Here is a 13652-nt window from a genome sequence, read left to right as displayed (position 1 = left end):
TTGTCGGCCAGACGGCCGAAGAACCAGCCGCCGATCGGGCGCATCAGGAAGCCCGCGGCAAACACGCCGGCGGTGTTGAGCAGCTGTGTGGTGGTATCGCCCTTTGGGAAAAAGGCCGGCGCGAAATACAGCGCGCAGAACGAGTAGACGTAAAAATCGAACCACTCGACGAGATTGCCCGATGAGGCGCCGACGATTGCCATTACACGGCGGCGCGTATCGCGTGCAGTTATTTCCGTGGGAATATTGAGATTAGTCATTGGCCTATGTGCTCCTACATGTTCCCCTGATTTTCTGATATGGATGCCGAATTATTAAGACGCTCTTCGGCGACTTGATTTGGCATTCTAAATGATAGGGAATTAAATGTTGGGAAAATATAGGTGCCTTTGTGAGGAAGGCGCGATCCGCATCGGACTTCAGCAACAGACTCCAATGATCTGTCGGAGCCTCTCGGGATGGTCGGCAGCATTGGAATTCTGGATGGCTTGCCGGGCGGCGTAATCCGACGATGACGTATCGTGGGCGCTCTACGCTATGTCGCGGTTCACGCGAAACGTATAAAACTAACGGGTGGGTCCGCGAACCTGCGCATGGAAGGGGCGGCAGGTACGTCACCATCCATTGCGACGGTTGCAGGCGAACGCCGACAACCGTCGGTTTGCTCAGTCGCAGTGGGCGACTGCTGGCACGTTTTCAACAATCTGACCGGCTTGGCGCCGGTCAGAGCGCGTTCCGGAGGTGTCAGCTCGATGCGCTGCCGCCAAGGCCGCCAAGCAGACCTGAAGCGGCGCCGCCGCCGCCCATCGCGCCCAACGCCTGCGAGATCATCGGGGCGATGATTCCCATCACCATCTGCATTATCTGACCGGGATCCGTCTTTTGGCCCGAGCCGCTCGCTTGCGCACCACCGCCGCCCGCTTGTCCATCGCCTCCACATCCGCCGGCACATCCTTGTCCCTGGTCTGCGGCGTCGGGTGTCCCTCCACTCTGCGACGCTTCCTCCGGAGAAATGATTTGAGGACCCGCGTTCGCGTGAGCACCGCTCATCGCATTGACTGCGTCGTATGCGCCTTGCTGCCGGCCGGAGTGATACGCGGCTTCTGTGCGATCAGCTCGTGAAAACCGGTCGCCGCCCGATGACATGAAGCTGTCGTTGCCGCTCATCGCGTTGATTGCTTCGTATGCGCCTTGCCGCCGGCCTGAATCATAGGCTGCTGCATGATTGCCCGATGCAAACCCCGCGCCGGACGACATCAAACCTGGTTGATTGAAAGAGTACGAAGTCGACGTACTTTGAACCTGCATGGATTTCTCCTTTGAAGATTGCCCTGGTTCCGCCAGGGAGAACTCGGATGGCCACGTAAGGCCACGAATGCAACGTGTATTTCTATTTACATGTAGACCTCCTGAGCGCGCGCTTCGGCAGTCTTTCGATCGGCCTTCAGGTTGTCGGCCTATCCATTCATTGAACGTCGCGCGTATCCGCCAGACCCGATGAACTCGCGGCTCCATCGACCGGCATCGACCCCGAACGCTTCATCAGCTGAACCACGCAGATCACTCGCACATAGCCTGTAAAGTTCCAGACATCTTCGTGTGCAAGATCCATCTCCAGCGCCCAGCGGGAAATCAGTTTTCCCACCGTCAGAGACTCTTCACGTGCGAGTTTTTCGATGATCGTCCAGTAGACCTCTTCAAGCCTTAGACATGTCGCGAGGCCATTGACGCGCACTGACCGCTGTCGCGGCCGCGCGAGGTCCGCGCTGAAATTGCAATACTGTGTAATGGGCATTTGAACCTGCTCAGAAATTTCGAAGCTGCTCAAAGTTATCGTTTGAATGCAAAGTGGAACTTTCTGCAATCCGGTTTCCAGCGGCAGTTAGTTAGGCATATTGATGAAATAAGCTAAAGAACATTTGCCTGCTGGTGTGTCGTCTATCGTCGCGCAGTTCGAGGCGGGCCGGTGATATATTTGTATGACCGTGATCCATGCGTGCACAACTAAAGTTTCGTCATGACGAAGCCGGCTTCTGCCGGCACAGGAGCTTCAATGTTCATGACGTGGTGCAACGCGGGCAAAGAGGGACGATGCCGTTATCGGCGGCGCTATTCGACAGGCGCCGCGGTACGTCGCCTTGCGTTTGCATGGGTCACCTTGCATGCGTGCACGACGCATGCGGGCGAGCCGCCCTGGCGCAATGCGCCGATGCATTACTTCGCACGCAACTCGCAGCTTTCAGAAGTGTTGAAGGACGTCGCAAGCGCCGGCGGCCTGACGGTCGATATCGCGAAGAATGTCAAAGGCGTCGTGAACGGCACGTTCGACGAACCGCCCGCGAATGTGTTCGCGAAGCTGACGGAGGCCTATGGCCTCGCATGGTATTTCGACGGCAGGACGCTGCATGTGTCCGCGGGTTCGGACGTGAAAACCAGAACGATCCCGATTGCGCCGATGAAGCGCGACGCCGTCGCCGGTTTGCTGCGCAGTCTCGATCTCGACGATTCACACCTGCCGGTGCGTTATTCGGACACGACGGCGAAAGCGACGGGCCCGTCGCGCTATGTCGAGTCGATTGCCGATGCAATCGAAAAGGCACGTCAGCAGGCTGCGATCGAAACGCCGTTCGATCAGACGCAGATCCGCGTATTCCGCTTGCGCTACGCGCAGGCGCAAGACATTACCTACACCAGCGGCTATCGCACGACTACGGTTCCCGGCGTTGCGTCGTTGTTGCGCAAGCTGATGGGCGATACTTTCGTGCCGCGGCCCGTCGCGCGCACGCCGCGGATGAAGGAAGCGCGCACGGCACGCAACGGTCCGCCGCCGTTGCCGAGTCTGCGTGGCCTCGGACTCGCGGGCAATGACAGTGCCGCCGAGATGCTGTCGCCTGATCCGGTTGCCAGCACGCAGGTCGAACTCACGATGCCATCGGACGTGACGTCATCGAGGCGCAACATCGTTGCAGATGCGCGCACGAATTCGGTGGTCGTCTATGACGTCCCTGAGATGATGGCCAACTACGAGCGCGCGATCGCGATGCTCGATCAACCACAGGATCTCGTCGAGATTACCGCCGCGGTGATCGATGTATCGACGGATGCGGTGCGCGAACTCGGCATTCGCTGGGGTGGGGGCACGTCAGGAAGCGATGGCGGCGCGCATGCGATGGTCAACGCGACACCCCCTGTGAGCCAGGCGGTGACCGCAGGGGTGCAAAGCGCGTTGCAGGGCGTGAGCCTGACGACGCTGATCGGCAACTCGGTGAACTACCTGTTTGCGCAGATCCGCGCGCTCGAAGAGAACGGCAAGGCGCGCATCCTGTCGCGGCCGCAAGTGCTGACACTGAACAACTCGGAAGCCGTCCTGTCTTCGCGCAACTCGGTATATGTGCGCGTTGCGGGTAATCAGGATGTGGATCTGTTCAATGTCGATACCGGACTCACGCTGAAGGTCACACCAACCGTTGAATCGGCCAATGATCCTCGCCGCAATATTCTGCTTAACGTACAGATAGAGGACGGCGGATTCGATTCGACACTGATGGTCGACGGGATCCCACGCGTCAATAACCATTCGATCGTCACGCAAGCCATCGTCGGCGACGGAGAGAGTCTGCTGATCGGCGGGTACGAGTACGAGCGTAGTGAAACGTCCCGGTCGCAAGTGCCGGTGCTTGGCGATCTTCCGTACGTCGGCGCGCTGTTCGGCAGCAATCAGACCAGGTCGCAGCGCCTCGAGCGTCTCATTCTGATCACGCCGCGTTTAAAGCGAATGGGCGGCGACGTCCCCGGCGGTGTTCCGGTCGATATGGCGTCTGCGCGGCCTGTCCCAGCGATCGAGGTTCCTGCCGGCACGCATGGGTCCGATTCCGCTGTCACGGGTGCGTTGCGATCGTTGTCGCGGCCCGGCGACGCGCCTCCACAGCCGCTGCCGCCTGACTCATCGGTCAGCGTGCCGCCTGCGCAAGGTCAGATGCGATGAGCGGAAATGCACTGATTCTCGTGACAGACGGGATTCACAAAGGAGCGAGCGTGTTGTTGTCAGACGGCCATGATCTGTCGATCGGTAGCGGCGACGAGGTCGATCTCGTGCTGATCGATGAAGGCGTCGCCGCTCATCACGCGACGATTCGCGTCGTTGGCGAGCGGCTGGCGCTCACTGCTTTGCAGGATCCTGTGACGGTGTTCGGTCATCCGCTGCACGCGGGCAAATCCACCGAATTGCGCTACGGCGGGACCTTTGTGCTGGGCGCGACGACGTTGCAGTTCGGTGGACGCGACGCGATAACGCCGCGCGCAGTGCGCAACGCCGAAACGTACTGGCTGCTCACGCATGCGCCATTGGCCTATGTGGCTAGACGCGGCGCGCTGATGCCGGTTAGCGCGAAGGTGGGCGTCGCGGCACTGATCATCGTGCTGGTGGCTGGAGCCGGTTGGCAATGGATGTCGCCGCTTTTTGGGGCGAAAGGCAAGTCCCAGGCCGACAACCCGGCGTTTCGTCTGGTGCGCACGCACGTCGATGCGAGGACCGGGGCGACGGTGTACGAAGGGTATGTGCAGAGCTACACGGATCTGGCTGCGCTTGCGATTACGGCACGCGGCACGTCGCGTACACCGGTGCTGCGCGTGATCGTGGTCGATCAGTTGAAAGACCAGTTGCATACGTTCCTGGGCAGGTACTACCGGCTTGCGGAACTTCGGCCCGGCGGCGAGGCAGGCTCGTTTGCGGTCGCGCCTCCGCCATTCGATGGTTTTCTGCAGCCGGAATCATGGGACTACGCGCGCATCGCGCGGCTCGCGCGGGCCGAGATCAACGGCTTGCAGACGCTTAGCTTCGTCGGACACGAGGTCAGCGACGGGCCTGTGCGTGTACCGCTCGAATCGATCGGAATGAACCTGATGCGGTCGTCGCACGGTGCGTGGCTGGTCGATCAGCAAGGCGGGATGTATTTCGCTGGCTCGCGGCTGCGGATTGGAAAGCTGATGAGGATTTCCGAGTGCGGCGCGGAAGTTGTGCGCGATGACGATGGTTCGGTTTACGAGTTCTTCACCAAAGGCGCGCAAGACGCGAACAGGTGTTGAGCCGTTGCGGAATCGCCGCTGACGCGCGAAGCAACGCATCTCGCCGTTTGCTGGTCGATGAACGGAAAAAACGGGTACGCCATGTCTGGCGTCCTGTTCCGCTTGCCTCGCGTGCGCGTCGCATGGCAGGCGGCAGATGGAGCACTTGCTCCGTAAAACGCGTGATCAAACTTTAAGGATCGAAATCATGGCTATAGGTGGAATTCCGGCGTACGGCGCAGGGCAAGGCGGCTACGACACCGGTGCGACGTACAACGCACTGGCGGACGCGAGCAGAAACGCCCAATCGACGGCCGCGCAATCGGCAAAGACCGGCTCCCCGCAGGACGCTCAAAAGGCGAAGCAGGCTGCCAATAAGGAGCAGGAAGCGGCGCAAACGGCAGCAATGGTTGAAGAGAAGCGTAACGGCTCAGTCATGGCGCTGCTGCGATAACCGGCTCGGGACCGCAAAGGATTGAGGCGCTTTCGACGCGCGCTTCAATGGCCCGCGCATTGGGCCAAAGTTCATGCGCGGGCCGAGTGTTCCTGTTTTCACTAAAGAACGTTACTTGAAAGAGAAGAAGATGGTGCCGCACATTTCCGCCGTCGCGATGAACATTCCGGAAGTTCAGACGGCGACGCCGCCGATTGAAGCAACGAGGTTCGTCGCAAACCGCTTTGCCGGTTCGGCTACTGAACCTTCGCCTGTTCCTGTCCCGTCTCACGAGGCCGTGTTCGCCAATGATGCGTCCTCACCCGTAACCGAGCTGATTGCACAAACCGAAGAACGCTCGAGGGCGTCACAAGCTGATCTGGATGGCGAATATGAACGTCTGCTCGGCAGCCGAACCCTTCGGCCGGCGGACACGTTCCGACTGCGTCGGCATGTGAACATACAGTCGGAGACGCTTCAGCTTTACAAGAAGGTAGCCGACCAGGTAACCAACGGCGTGCAAACCTTGGCGCGAGGCAATTGATGCGGCGCCGCTTGCTGATCGCCCTATCGTTCGTACTCGTTGCGGGCTGCAAAACGTCGTTGTTCGAAGGCCTCGACGAGGACCAGGCGAACCGCATCGTTGCCGTGCTGAGTCATCACGGCATCGAAGGTATCAAGCAACGCAACCCGGACAAAACATGGACCGTATCGGTCGACAGCAACGACGCCGTGGCCGCGACCGAACTGACCGGCGCCTACGCGCTTCCACGCAGCGGTCACGCGAACCTGGGCGAACTGTTCAGCCGGCAGGGACTGATCTCAAACCCGGACGAAGACCGCGTGCGATTTATCTTCGGCGTTTCCCAGGAGCTCTCGGACACGCTGGAGCGCATCGACGGGGTCCTCATTGCGCGCGTGCATATCGTGCAGCCGGAGCGGGATCCGGTAGTCGGTTTGATCACGCCGCCGTCCGCATCGGTGATGCTGCGCTATCGCACCGACTACAACCTCGAATTGATGCGCGACAAGATTCGCGCGCTGGTTGCGGGTGGTGTCGAAGGTCTGACACCTGATCGCGTGAATCTGACGCTGATTCCCGTCACGCCAGTGCTGGTCGCCGGCGACGCATGCAGCGGCAGCAACGCATGCGCGGACGGACGCGGACCAACCGGACACGCAAGCGCGACACTCGTGCTGGTTGCATCCGCCGTCGCGGTGATGTTGCTCACCGTCTCGGCCTGGGTTTGGCGAAGCGGCATCCGCTCGTTCTCACCGACATTTTTCAGGCGTAGAAAGCGGCGTCTCAACAATTCGCCAGGGTCAAACACCGATGCGCCGCCGGACGAAGCAAAAGGAGACACCCCGTGACCTGTCTGTCCGCACTATCGATCGGCCAATGGACGCATCACAGCTGGCTGATGCGAGCAAGGCCGGTTCGCGGCGAACGTGCGCTAGCCGACGCGAGTGCACGCCTCCTTGCCGAGTACCCGCAATTGACCCGCATCGATTTCACGAAAACGCTGCCCTGCGTAGGCGATCTGCCACGTGCCGCGTGTGCGCGGCTGTTTCGGGTCACCGCGGCGCTGGCCTGTTCCCGTTCTGTACGCCGGGTCGTGACACGGTCGGCTCATCTCGGGTTCGCGAGAAACGTCGCTCCGCACGTGCTGCGCGACATCCAGAAACATGCGCGTGGCGAGCAGGACGATCTCGCGGTGGGCGCGACGCCGAATTTCTTCGATCGCCGCGACATGACCGCGGCCGGGCTTGCGTTGGCCCTACGCGGACTGGGCGACAGCGGCGACGTGCAGCACACATGGTTGAGACTGCGCATGCCTCGCGACATCGTCGAAGCTGCCACACGGTTCAACGCGATCGATATTCCCGTCGACGCCGCACGCGCGTTGATCGACGACGCACGGCTATTGATGCGAGGTGAGCCGTGCTGATCTGCAAAAAGGGAAGCTGGCAAATTGAGTCAGATGGCTATCTGTCCGCAGCGGAACTCGTCGAACTGGAGGACTTGCGTGCACTCGATGATGAACGCGCGAAAGACGCGGCGCGTGACGCATCGCGTCTTGCCGAGCGGGTGCGCGCGATGAAGCGGCGCGCGTGGCGCCGCGGCTATGAAGCGGGACGCGCCGCCGCGGTACGCGATTTCGTGATGCCGCATGCGGCAGCGTCGTTTGTCGCGCGCTGCGTGGAGGAGCGCCTGGTGCGAATCGCGATGGATGCGCTCGTGCTGATCATCGGCAAGCTGCCGCCCGCGGCGGCGCTGCCAAATCAGTTGCGGCGCTGCATTGCCGCGTCGCGTTCGCAGCAGGTGATGTCGTTGCGCGTATCGAATGTGGACTATCACGAGGCAAAGCGGCTGATCGCCCGTCTCGAGCAGGAGCTGGCGGCACCGCTATTCACCGTATTGGCGGACGCCGGCTTACCGCCTCACTCGTGCATTGTCGAAACCGAGCGGGGCGTCATAGATGGCAGCCTCCGGATGCAATTGAACGCACTGGAGCGCGGCATCAGGGACGCGATCGACGCGATGCTCGGCGAGTATCGCGGCGTCGACGAGGCGGTCGATAGACAGTTTGCGGTGCTGGAACAGGGGCTACGCGACGTGATCGATGCGATCAACGTGCGTGCGCATGGCCCGGAGAATGCACCGGGTGCGCACGTGGCGCGCGACGGAGATACGCATTGAACCCGTGGACCGGCATGAGCCGTCTGTCGCACGCCGACGCGGAACGCCTGAACGTCGCGGCGCTTCATTTTGGCGCGCCATATCCGGTGACGGTCGGGGTGCGTCGCTATCTGCTGCAGTTTGACACGTGTCGGCAGCGCTATCCGCTAAAGCTGGCGGGCATCGCGTCGGGGCAACCGTTCACGGTCGATTGCGACGCGAGTGCGCTGCTGCCTTCGCTACCGTCGCGCGCATTGCCCCGCGAAGAGGCCGACATGCGCGAGCTGATCGAGGACGCACTCGAGGACTGGCTATCCGCGCTCGAAGGCGCATTCGGATTCTCATTCGAGCTCCAGCGGATCTTGTTCGATGCCGCGCCGACGGCCAGCCTCTACGGCCTATCGCTAACGCACGTGCAAAGCGGACGAATCGCGCATTTTGCGTTTCACTGCGAAGCGGTCGATCAATGGCTGCGGCGCCTTCCACCGCCGCCGGCCGGCGTTGACGCACTGCGACGGCGCCTGATGGTGCCGGTGCCCGTGTGCATGGCGGGCCCTTTGTTGCCGCTCGCGCGCTTGCGACGGATCAGGCCGGGCGACGCATTACTGCTCGATCGCATGTCGTACTACTTGCGCGTGCCGCTACGCGGCGGTGCGCGTCGCATATCGCTAAACCTGTCTGGAGAGCAGATCTTGGTAGACCACCCACTGATCGACGACGAACGCGATCAACCGGAAATGACAAGTGAATTCATCGCCGTCGATGCGCTGACCTTTGCGTTCGACGCGGTACTCGGCACGATTTCACTATCGGTCCACGATCTTGCGCATCTGCGAACCGGTTCGGTCCTGTCGCTGCGGATCCCGACGCGCGAGCGCGCGGTGACACTGCTATGCCACGGCGTACCGTTCGCGCGCGGCGAACTGGTCGATATCGACGATGCGCTCGGCGTGCGCATCACGGACATGACGCAGCGCACGAGTCCGGACGCCGATGCATGAACGCGCCGCTCGATCCGATCTCGATCATCGGCTTGATCACGATACTCGGTCTGATGCCGTTTATCGTCGTGATGGTCACGTCGTTCACGAAGTTCAGCATCGTGCTGACGCTGCTGCGTTCGGCGCTCGGCGTCCAGCAGGCGCCGGGCAACACCGCGATCGCGGGTCTTGCGATGGCTGCGACGCTTGTGGTGATGGCGCCGGTGATGTCGAAAATCGGCGCGGAGTTGTCGATTGACGAGCGCATTGAAAGCGGCACGATGCCCGGCCTCGCTGAGACGCTCAAGGCAGTGCGTGGTCCGCTCGGCGAGTTCCTGTTCGCCCATTCGAGACCCTCGGAGCGAGCGTTTCTCGTGAACGCGACGAAGCGGATCGACCCCACGCGCGATGCGCAGGAAACCGACTTCTCGCTGCTCATCCCCGCCTTTCTGATCAGCGAAATATCGAGCGGCTTTGAAGCAGGCTTTCTGCTCTACATCGCGTTTCTGGTGATCGACCTCGTCGTGGCGAACGTGCTCACGGCGATGGGGATGATGATGTTATCGCCGAGCACCGTGTCGATTCCGCTCAAGCTGTTCGTGCTGGTCTCGGTGTCCGGCATCTCGCGGCTGATTCACGGGCTGATCGTCAGCTACATCGCATGAACACTTTTCCGTCGCTTGCTTCGCTTTCTAGCGACGCACTATTGCTGGTGTTCTGGCTGTCGCTGCCGTCGCTTGCGGTCGCGACAGGGATTGGCCTGCTACTCGGTCTCGTGCAATCGATCCTGCAAATCCAGGATCAGAGCCTGCCGTACGGCGCGAAGATCATCGGCGTCGGCATTACGCTGATCGTCACGGCGCCGTGGGCCAGCCGCGAAGTGACGCGCTTTCTCGAACATGTGTTCGAGTTTGTTGCCGCAGGACGGATGCATTGACGATGGAAGTGTTCGGTTATCTCGAGGGGCTCGCGTTTTGCTCGATTCGTCCCGCTGTGGCACTGAGCCTCGTCCCGTTCGCATTTGGCGATTCGCTGGGTGCGAAATTGCGCGTTCCGCTGGTGCTGCTGTTTGCGGTGCTGCCGCTCAAAGTCGGCGCACCGGCGCCGCTGATTCTGTCGGCGTTCACTGAGGTGCTGATCGGTCTCGCGCTTGGATTGCTGCTTGGCGCGGTGTTTCATGTGGCATCGTGCGCTGGCGCGCTGCTCGACCAGCAAGGCGGCTACTCGATCGCGGCGGTGTACGACCCGAACTTCCAGCAGGAATCCGCGCTGTTCGAAACCTTGTTCACACAGTTCGCCGCGCTGACGTTCTTCACCGGTGCCGGCCTGCGCTTCGTGTGCGGATTTTTCGCTGACGCGTGGACACTCTGTCCGCCGGGCGCGACCCGTGTCGAGCTGTCGCAACTGTATCGGCAGATTTCCGTTGAGCATGTCGCCGAGTGGTTCACGCAAGGCCTACGCCTCGCGATGCCGCTAATCGGCCTGATGGTGATGGTGGACCTGTCTCTCGGCCTGATGTCGCGGCACGTGAAGCGGATTAATGCGTTTGCAACGGCGCGCACTGTGAAGGCGATGGTGATTTCGTTCGCGGCGATGTCCTGCGTGCCGGTTTTTATCGACCGTCTCGGCGTCATTTTCAGGCAAAGCCTGCTGCTGCGATGACTGACAAGACCGAGGCACCCACCCCGCAGCGGCTGATCAAGGCCACCCGGGAAGGCGATATCGCGAAGAGCGCGCATGCGAGCGTCTCGGCGAGCGGGCTGATCTGGTGGCTTTACCTGGTGATCGAGGCACCGCACCTGTACCAGCTCTTTCAGACATTGATCCGGGATGTCGCCGGCATCGATGAGGCGCGCACCTTCGCCGAACGCTTCACACAAGTCGTTTCGTCGTGTGGCGCGCTGCTGCCTGCGACGCTCGTGACAGTCGCGGCCGGCGTGCTGGCCGCCGCGCTGCCGGAAGTTGCGCAGACGCGAGGCGTGATTGCGTGGAATCGCGCGATGCCCGATCTGAAGCGTTTGAATCCGATGACCGGCCTGAAGAACCTGTTCAGTACGCGCGTGATCGTCGATACGCTGATCGCGCTCGCGCAGTTTGCGATTCTGCTCGCCGTGTTCTGGTACGCGTTCGTGAAATGGTGCGCGCACCTGATCCCTTCATTCACGCTGTCCCTGCCGATGATGCTCGCTGACCAAAGTGTGTCGGGCGCGTCGCTGCTCGCGATGATGTCGGCGTCGCAACTGGTTCCGGCCGTTGCCGACTTCGTGATGCAGCGCGTGCTGTGGAGGCGCCGTCTGAGGATGGACAAGGAAGAAATCAAGCGTGAATACCGCGACAGCGAAGGCGATCCTCATGTGAAGGGCCGGCGCCGCGCGCTACACCGGGAGTTGAGCCGCTAACATGAACAAACAGATTCAACGCCGTTCGATATTCGGCCGTGTGGATATTCCGGGCCTGCTCGGCCGCCATGCCGATGTCGCAGTCGGTCTCGGCATGTTGTTCGTGCTCGTGCTGCTGATTCTGCCAGTGCCTGCTTTTGTGCTCGACTTTTTCATTTGCGTCAGCTTTTGCGCGAGCTTCGTGATGCTGAGCACGACCATCTACGTGACGAAGGCCGCGGAACTGTCGAGCTTTCCATCGCTGCTGCTGGTGACGACTCTATTGCGGCTTGCGCTTGCGATCGCGTCAACCAAGATGATTTTGCTCTACGCGCATGCGGGGGACATCATCGGCGCGTTTGGCGAAATGGTGGTGGGCGGCAACGTCGCGGTCGGCATTGTGGTGTTTGTCGTGCTGTCCGCGATCCAGTTTATTGTCGTCGCGAAAGGGGCGGATCGCGTGGCCGAGGTGTCCGCGCGTTTCACACTGGACGGTATTCCGGGCAGGCAGATGAGCATCGACGCCGACTTGCGCAACGGGCTAATCGCACCGCATGACGCCGGGCGCCTGCGCGCCGAACTTGAACGCGAGACCTATTTCTATGGTTCGCTCGATGGTGCGATGAAGTTCGTCAAAGGCGACGCGGTCGCCGGGCTCGTCGTCGCGCTCGTCAATATCGCGGGCGGTCTTGCGGTGGGCATCGCACAGCGCGGCATGTCGTTTGGCGACGCGCTGCATACGTACACCATTCTTACGGTCGGCGACGGGCTGGTGTCGCAGGTTCCGTCGCTGATCGTGTCGATCGCAGCGGGTCTGCTCGTCACGCGTGTCTCGTCCGGCGGGCCGCCGACGAACCTCGGCGGCGACATTTTCCGCCAGCTTTCGCTACATCCTAAAGCGCTGGCGATGGCGGGCGTGGGCTGCTTTGCACTGGGTGCGATTCCGGGTTTCCCACATCTGCAGTTCGTGCTGGCGGGCAGCTCGTTGATCGGCCTGTCGCTGCTGATGATGCGCGAGGCGAGGAGCCGCGAGCGCATGCAACGGCCATTCATGCCCGCGATGACACGCGACGGCGGCAACTATACGCAGCGCATTCTCGACGATGTCGAACTGGGCACGAGCGCGATACTCAGGGTGCGGATCGGCAGCAAAGCCTATGAAGCATTGCGCCCGAGGCTGCTCGATTTGCAGCTTGGCAAGGTGCGTCGCGATCTGATGACCCGCCTGGGCTTACCGTTTCCCGGCCTCGCATTGCAGCGCGACGCACGCCTTGAAGAGCAGCGCTACATCGTCGACCTCGACGAGGTGCCGTATGCGAGCGGTTCGCTGGTGGCGGACCACGTGCTCGTGAGCGGCACCGACGAGCAGATCGCGGTCGAGGGCATCGCCGGTCGCAGTTCAGGTGCATCGAAGGCGGTATGGGTGAGCGCGGCCGTTGCAGCCGCGCTCGACGATCCGCAAATCGGCAAGGCAAGCGTCGAGGAAGCGCTATGCGAGCACCTCGCGGAAGTATGCGAACAGGCGGCGGCCGAATGCATCGGCACTCAGGAAACGCGCTTTCTGCTGAATCAGATCGGCATCGAGTTTCGCGAGCTCGCAGCGCACGTCGATCAGGCGGTCGGACCCGTGCTGCTCGCGAGCGTGCTGCGACGCCTGCTCGAAGAGCATGTGCCGATTCGCAATCTGCGCGCAATTCTGGAAGCCGTGATCCGGATTCCGGACGGTGAGCGCACGATCGAACGCATGGTCCGCGAAGCGCGCATCGCGCTTGGCATGCGCCTCGCGCGTCGTTACGCGGACCTCGACGCGTGGCGAATCGACGCGGCGGTCTTCGAGCCGTCGTGGGAAGCGGAACTCGAAGACCAGATCCGCGCGGGCCCGGACGGCGAGCCGTACTGCATGCCGGGTATCGACGAACTTGAGCGCCTGCAGCGAGCGTTTTCGGCAGCGTATGCGCAAGGTGTGCGATTGCTGATCACCACCGCCGTATTGCGGCCGCATCTGCGCCGGCATCTGAAGACCTTTGGCATTCGCATCGATACGCTGGCGATTGAAGAAATTCCGCTCGATACCTTCAGTGTGCGGACGCTCTTTACGCTTGCCCCGAACTGAATGG

General features: G+C 61.6%; 15 protein-coding genes and 1 pseudogene. 13 read left to right on the top strand and 3 right to left on the bottom strand.

The annotated features are described in order from the left end of the window. From BX592_RS05990 to BX592_RS05980, 3 genes and pseudogenes are all read right to left on the bottom strand, one after another. Nucleotides 1–260 (bottom strand): annotated as a pseudogene (locus BX592_RS05990) (alpha-ketoglutarate permease); the annotation flags it as partial. A 484-nt stretch (nucleotides 261–744) separates the two neighbouring features. Next, entirely contained in the window at nucleotides 745–1308 is a 564-nt protein-coding gene (locus BX592_RS05985; protein WP_134190734.1) for a hypothetical protein, read from the bottom strand. Between the two features lie 157 nt (nucleotides 1309–1465). Then, entirely contained in the window at nucleotides 1466–1828 is a 363-nt protein-coding gene (locus BX592_RS05980; RefSeq protein ID WP_243849335.1) for a ribbon-helix-helix domain-containing protein, read from the bottom strand. 231 nt (nucleotides 1829–2059) lie between these two features. Here BX592_RS05980 and sctC point away from each other — a divergent pair, with 231 nt between their 5' ends. The 13 genes from sctC to BX592_RS05915 all read left to right on the top strand — a co-directional run bounded on the left by sctC (nucleotide 2060) and on the right by BX592_RS05915 (nucleotide 13648). After that, on the top strand, nucleotides 2060–3985 hold the full coding sequence (sctC, locus tag BX592_RS05975; protein ID WP_243849334.1) for a type III secretion system outer membrane ring subunit SctC: 1926 nt from the start codon (nucleotides 2060–2062) through the stop codon (nucleotides 3983–3985). Then, a complete protein-coding gene (locus tag BX592_RS05970) occupies nucleotides 3982–5085 on the top strand; it encodes an FHA domain-containing protein (protein ID WP_134190732.1) in 1104 nt (367 codons plus the stop codon). The genes sctC and BX592_RS05970 overlap by 4 nt, the downstream gene beginning before the upstream one ends. Before the next feature lie 187 nt (nucleotides 5086–5272). After that, a complete protein-coding gene (locus tag BX592_RS05965; protein WP_134190731.1) occupies nucleotides 5273–5518 on the top strand; it encodes a hypothetical protein in 246 nt (81 codons plus the stop codon). A gap of 115 nt (nucleotides 5519–5633) precedes the next feature. Further along, nucleotides 5634–6041 (top strand): hypothetical protein, encoded by a 408-nt coding sequence (locus BX592_RS05960; RefSeq protein ID WP_134190730.1) that lies wholly within the window; start codon nucleotides 5634–5636, stop codon nucleotides 6039–6041. Then, entirely contained in the window at nucleotides 6041–6868 is an 828-nt protein-coding gene (gene sctJ / locus BX592_RS05955; protein ID WP_134190729.1) for a type III secretion system inner membrane ring lipoprotein SctJ, read from the top strand. The genes BX592_RS05960 and sctJ overlap by 1 nt, the downstream gene beginning before the upstream one ends. After that, nucleotides 6865–7446 carry a hypothetical protein gene (locus BX592_RS05950; RefSeq protein WP_134190728.1) on the top strand — a complete coding sequence of 194 codons (582 nt, stop codon included), beginning with the start codon at nucleotides 6865–6867 and terminating at the stop codon, nucleotides 7444–7446. Before sctJ ends, BX592_RS05950 begins: the two co-directional genes overlap by 4 nt. After that, nucleotides 7440–8198, top strand: a complete 759-nt coding sequence (locus tag BX592_RS05945) for a FliH/SctL family protein (protein ID WP_134190727.1) — start codon at nucleotides 7440–7442, stop codon at nucleotides 8196–8198. Before BX592_RS05950 ends, BX592_RS05945 begins: the two co-directional genes overlap by 7 nt. Beyond that, nucleotides 8195–9178, top strand: coding sequence for a FliM/FliN family flagellar motor switch protein (locus tag BX592_RS05940; RefSeq protein WP_243849331.1), 984 nt, complete (start codon nucleotides 8195–8197; stop codon nucleotides 9176–9178). The genes BX592_RS05945 and BX592_RS05940 overlap by 4 nt, the downstream gene beginning before the upstream one ends. After that, nucleotides 9175–9822, top strand: coding sequence for a type III secretion system export apparatus subunit SctR (sctR, locus tag BX592_RS05935; RefSeq protein ID WP_134190726.1), 648 nt, complete (start codon nucleotides 9175–9177; stop codon nucleotides 9820–9822). The genes BX592_RS05940 and sctR overlap by 4 nt, the downstream gene beginning before the upstream one ends. Further along, nucleotides 9819–10094: a type III secretion system export apparatus subunit SctS gene (gene sctS / locus BX592_RS05930; protein WP_134190725.1), complete on the top strand. Its 276-nt coding sequence runs from the start codon at nucleotides 9819–9821 to the stop codon at nucleotides 10092–10094. The genes sctR and sctS overlap by 4 nt, the downstream gene beginning before the upstream one ends. 2 nt (nucleotides 10095–10096) lie before the next feature. Beyond that, a complete protein-coding gene (locus BX592_RS05925; RefSeq protein ID WP_134190724.1) occupies nucleotides 10097–10819 on the top strand; it encodes an EscT/YscT/HrcT family type III secretion system export apparatus protein in 723 nt (240 codons plus the stop codon). Then, the gene (locus BX592_RS05920; protein ID WP_134190723.1) at nucleotides 10816–11556 is read left to right on the top strand and encodes an EscU/YscU/HrcU family type III secretion system export apparatus switch protein; all 741 of its coding nucleotides are present in this window, start codon (nucleotides 10816–10818) and stop codon (nucleotides 11554–11556) included. The genes BX592_RS05925 and BX592_RS05920 overlap by 4 nt, the downstream gene beginning before the upstream one ends. A 1-nt stretch (nucleotide 11557) precedes the next feature. Beyond that, entirely contained in the window at nucleotides 11558–13648 is a 2091-nt protein-coding gene (locus BX592_RS05915) for a flagellar biosynthesis protein FlhA (protein ID WP_134190722.1), read from the top strand. Nucleotides 13649–13652 lie beyond the last annotated feature (4 nt).

This window comes from Paraburkholderia rhizosphaerae, assembly GCF_004366595.1.
Classification (GTDB): domain Bacteria; phylum Pseudomonadota; class Gammaproteobacteria; order Burkholderiales; family Burkholderiaceae; genus Paraburkholderia; species Paraburkholderia rhizosphaerae.
Note: the sequence above shows the minus strand (reverse complement) of the source record. Positions and strands in the feature narration are given on the sequence as shown.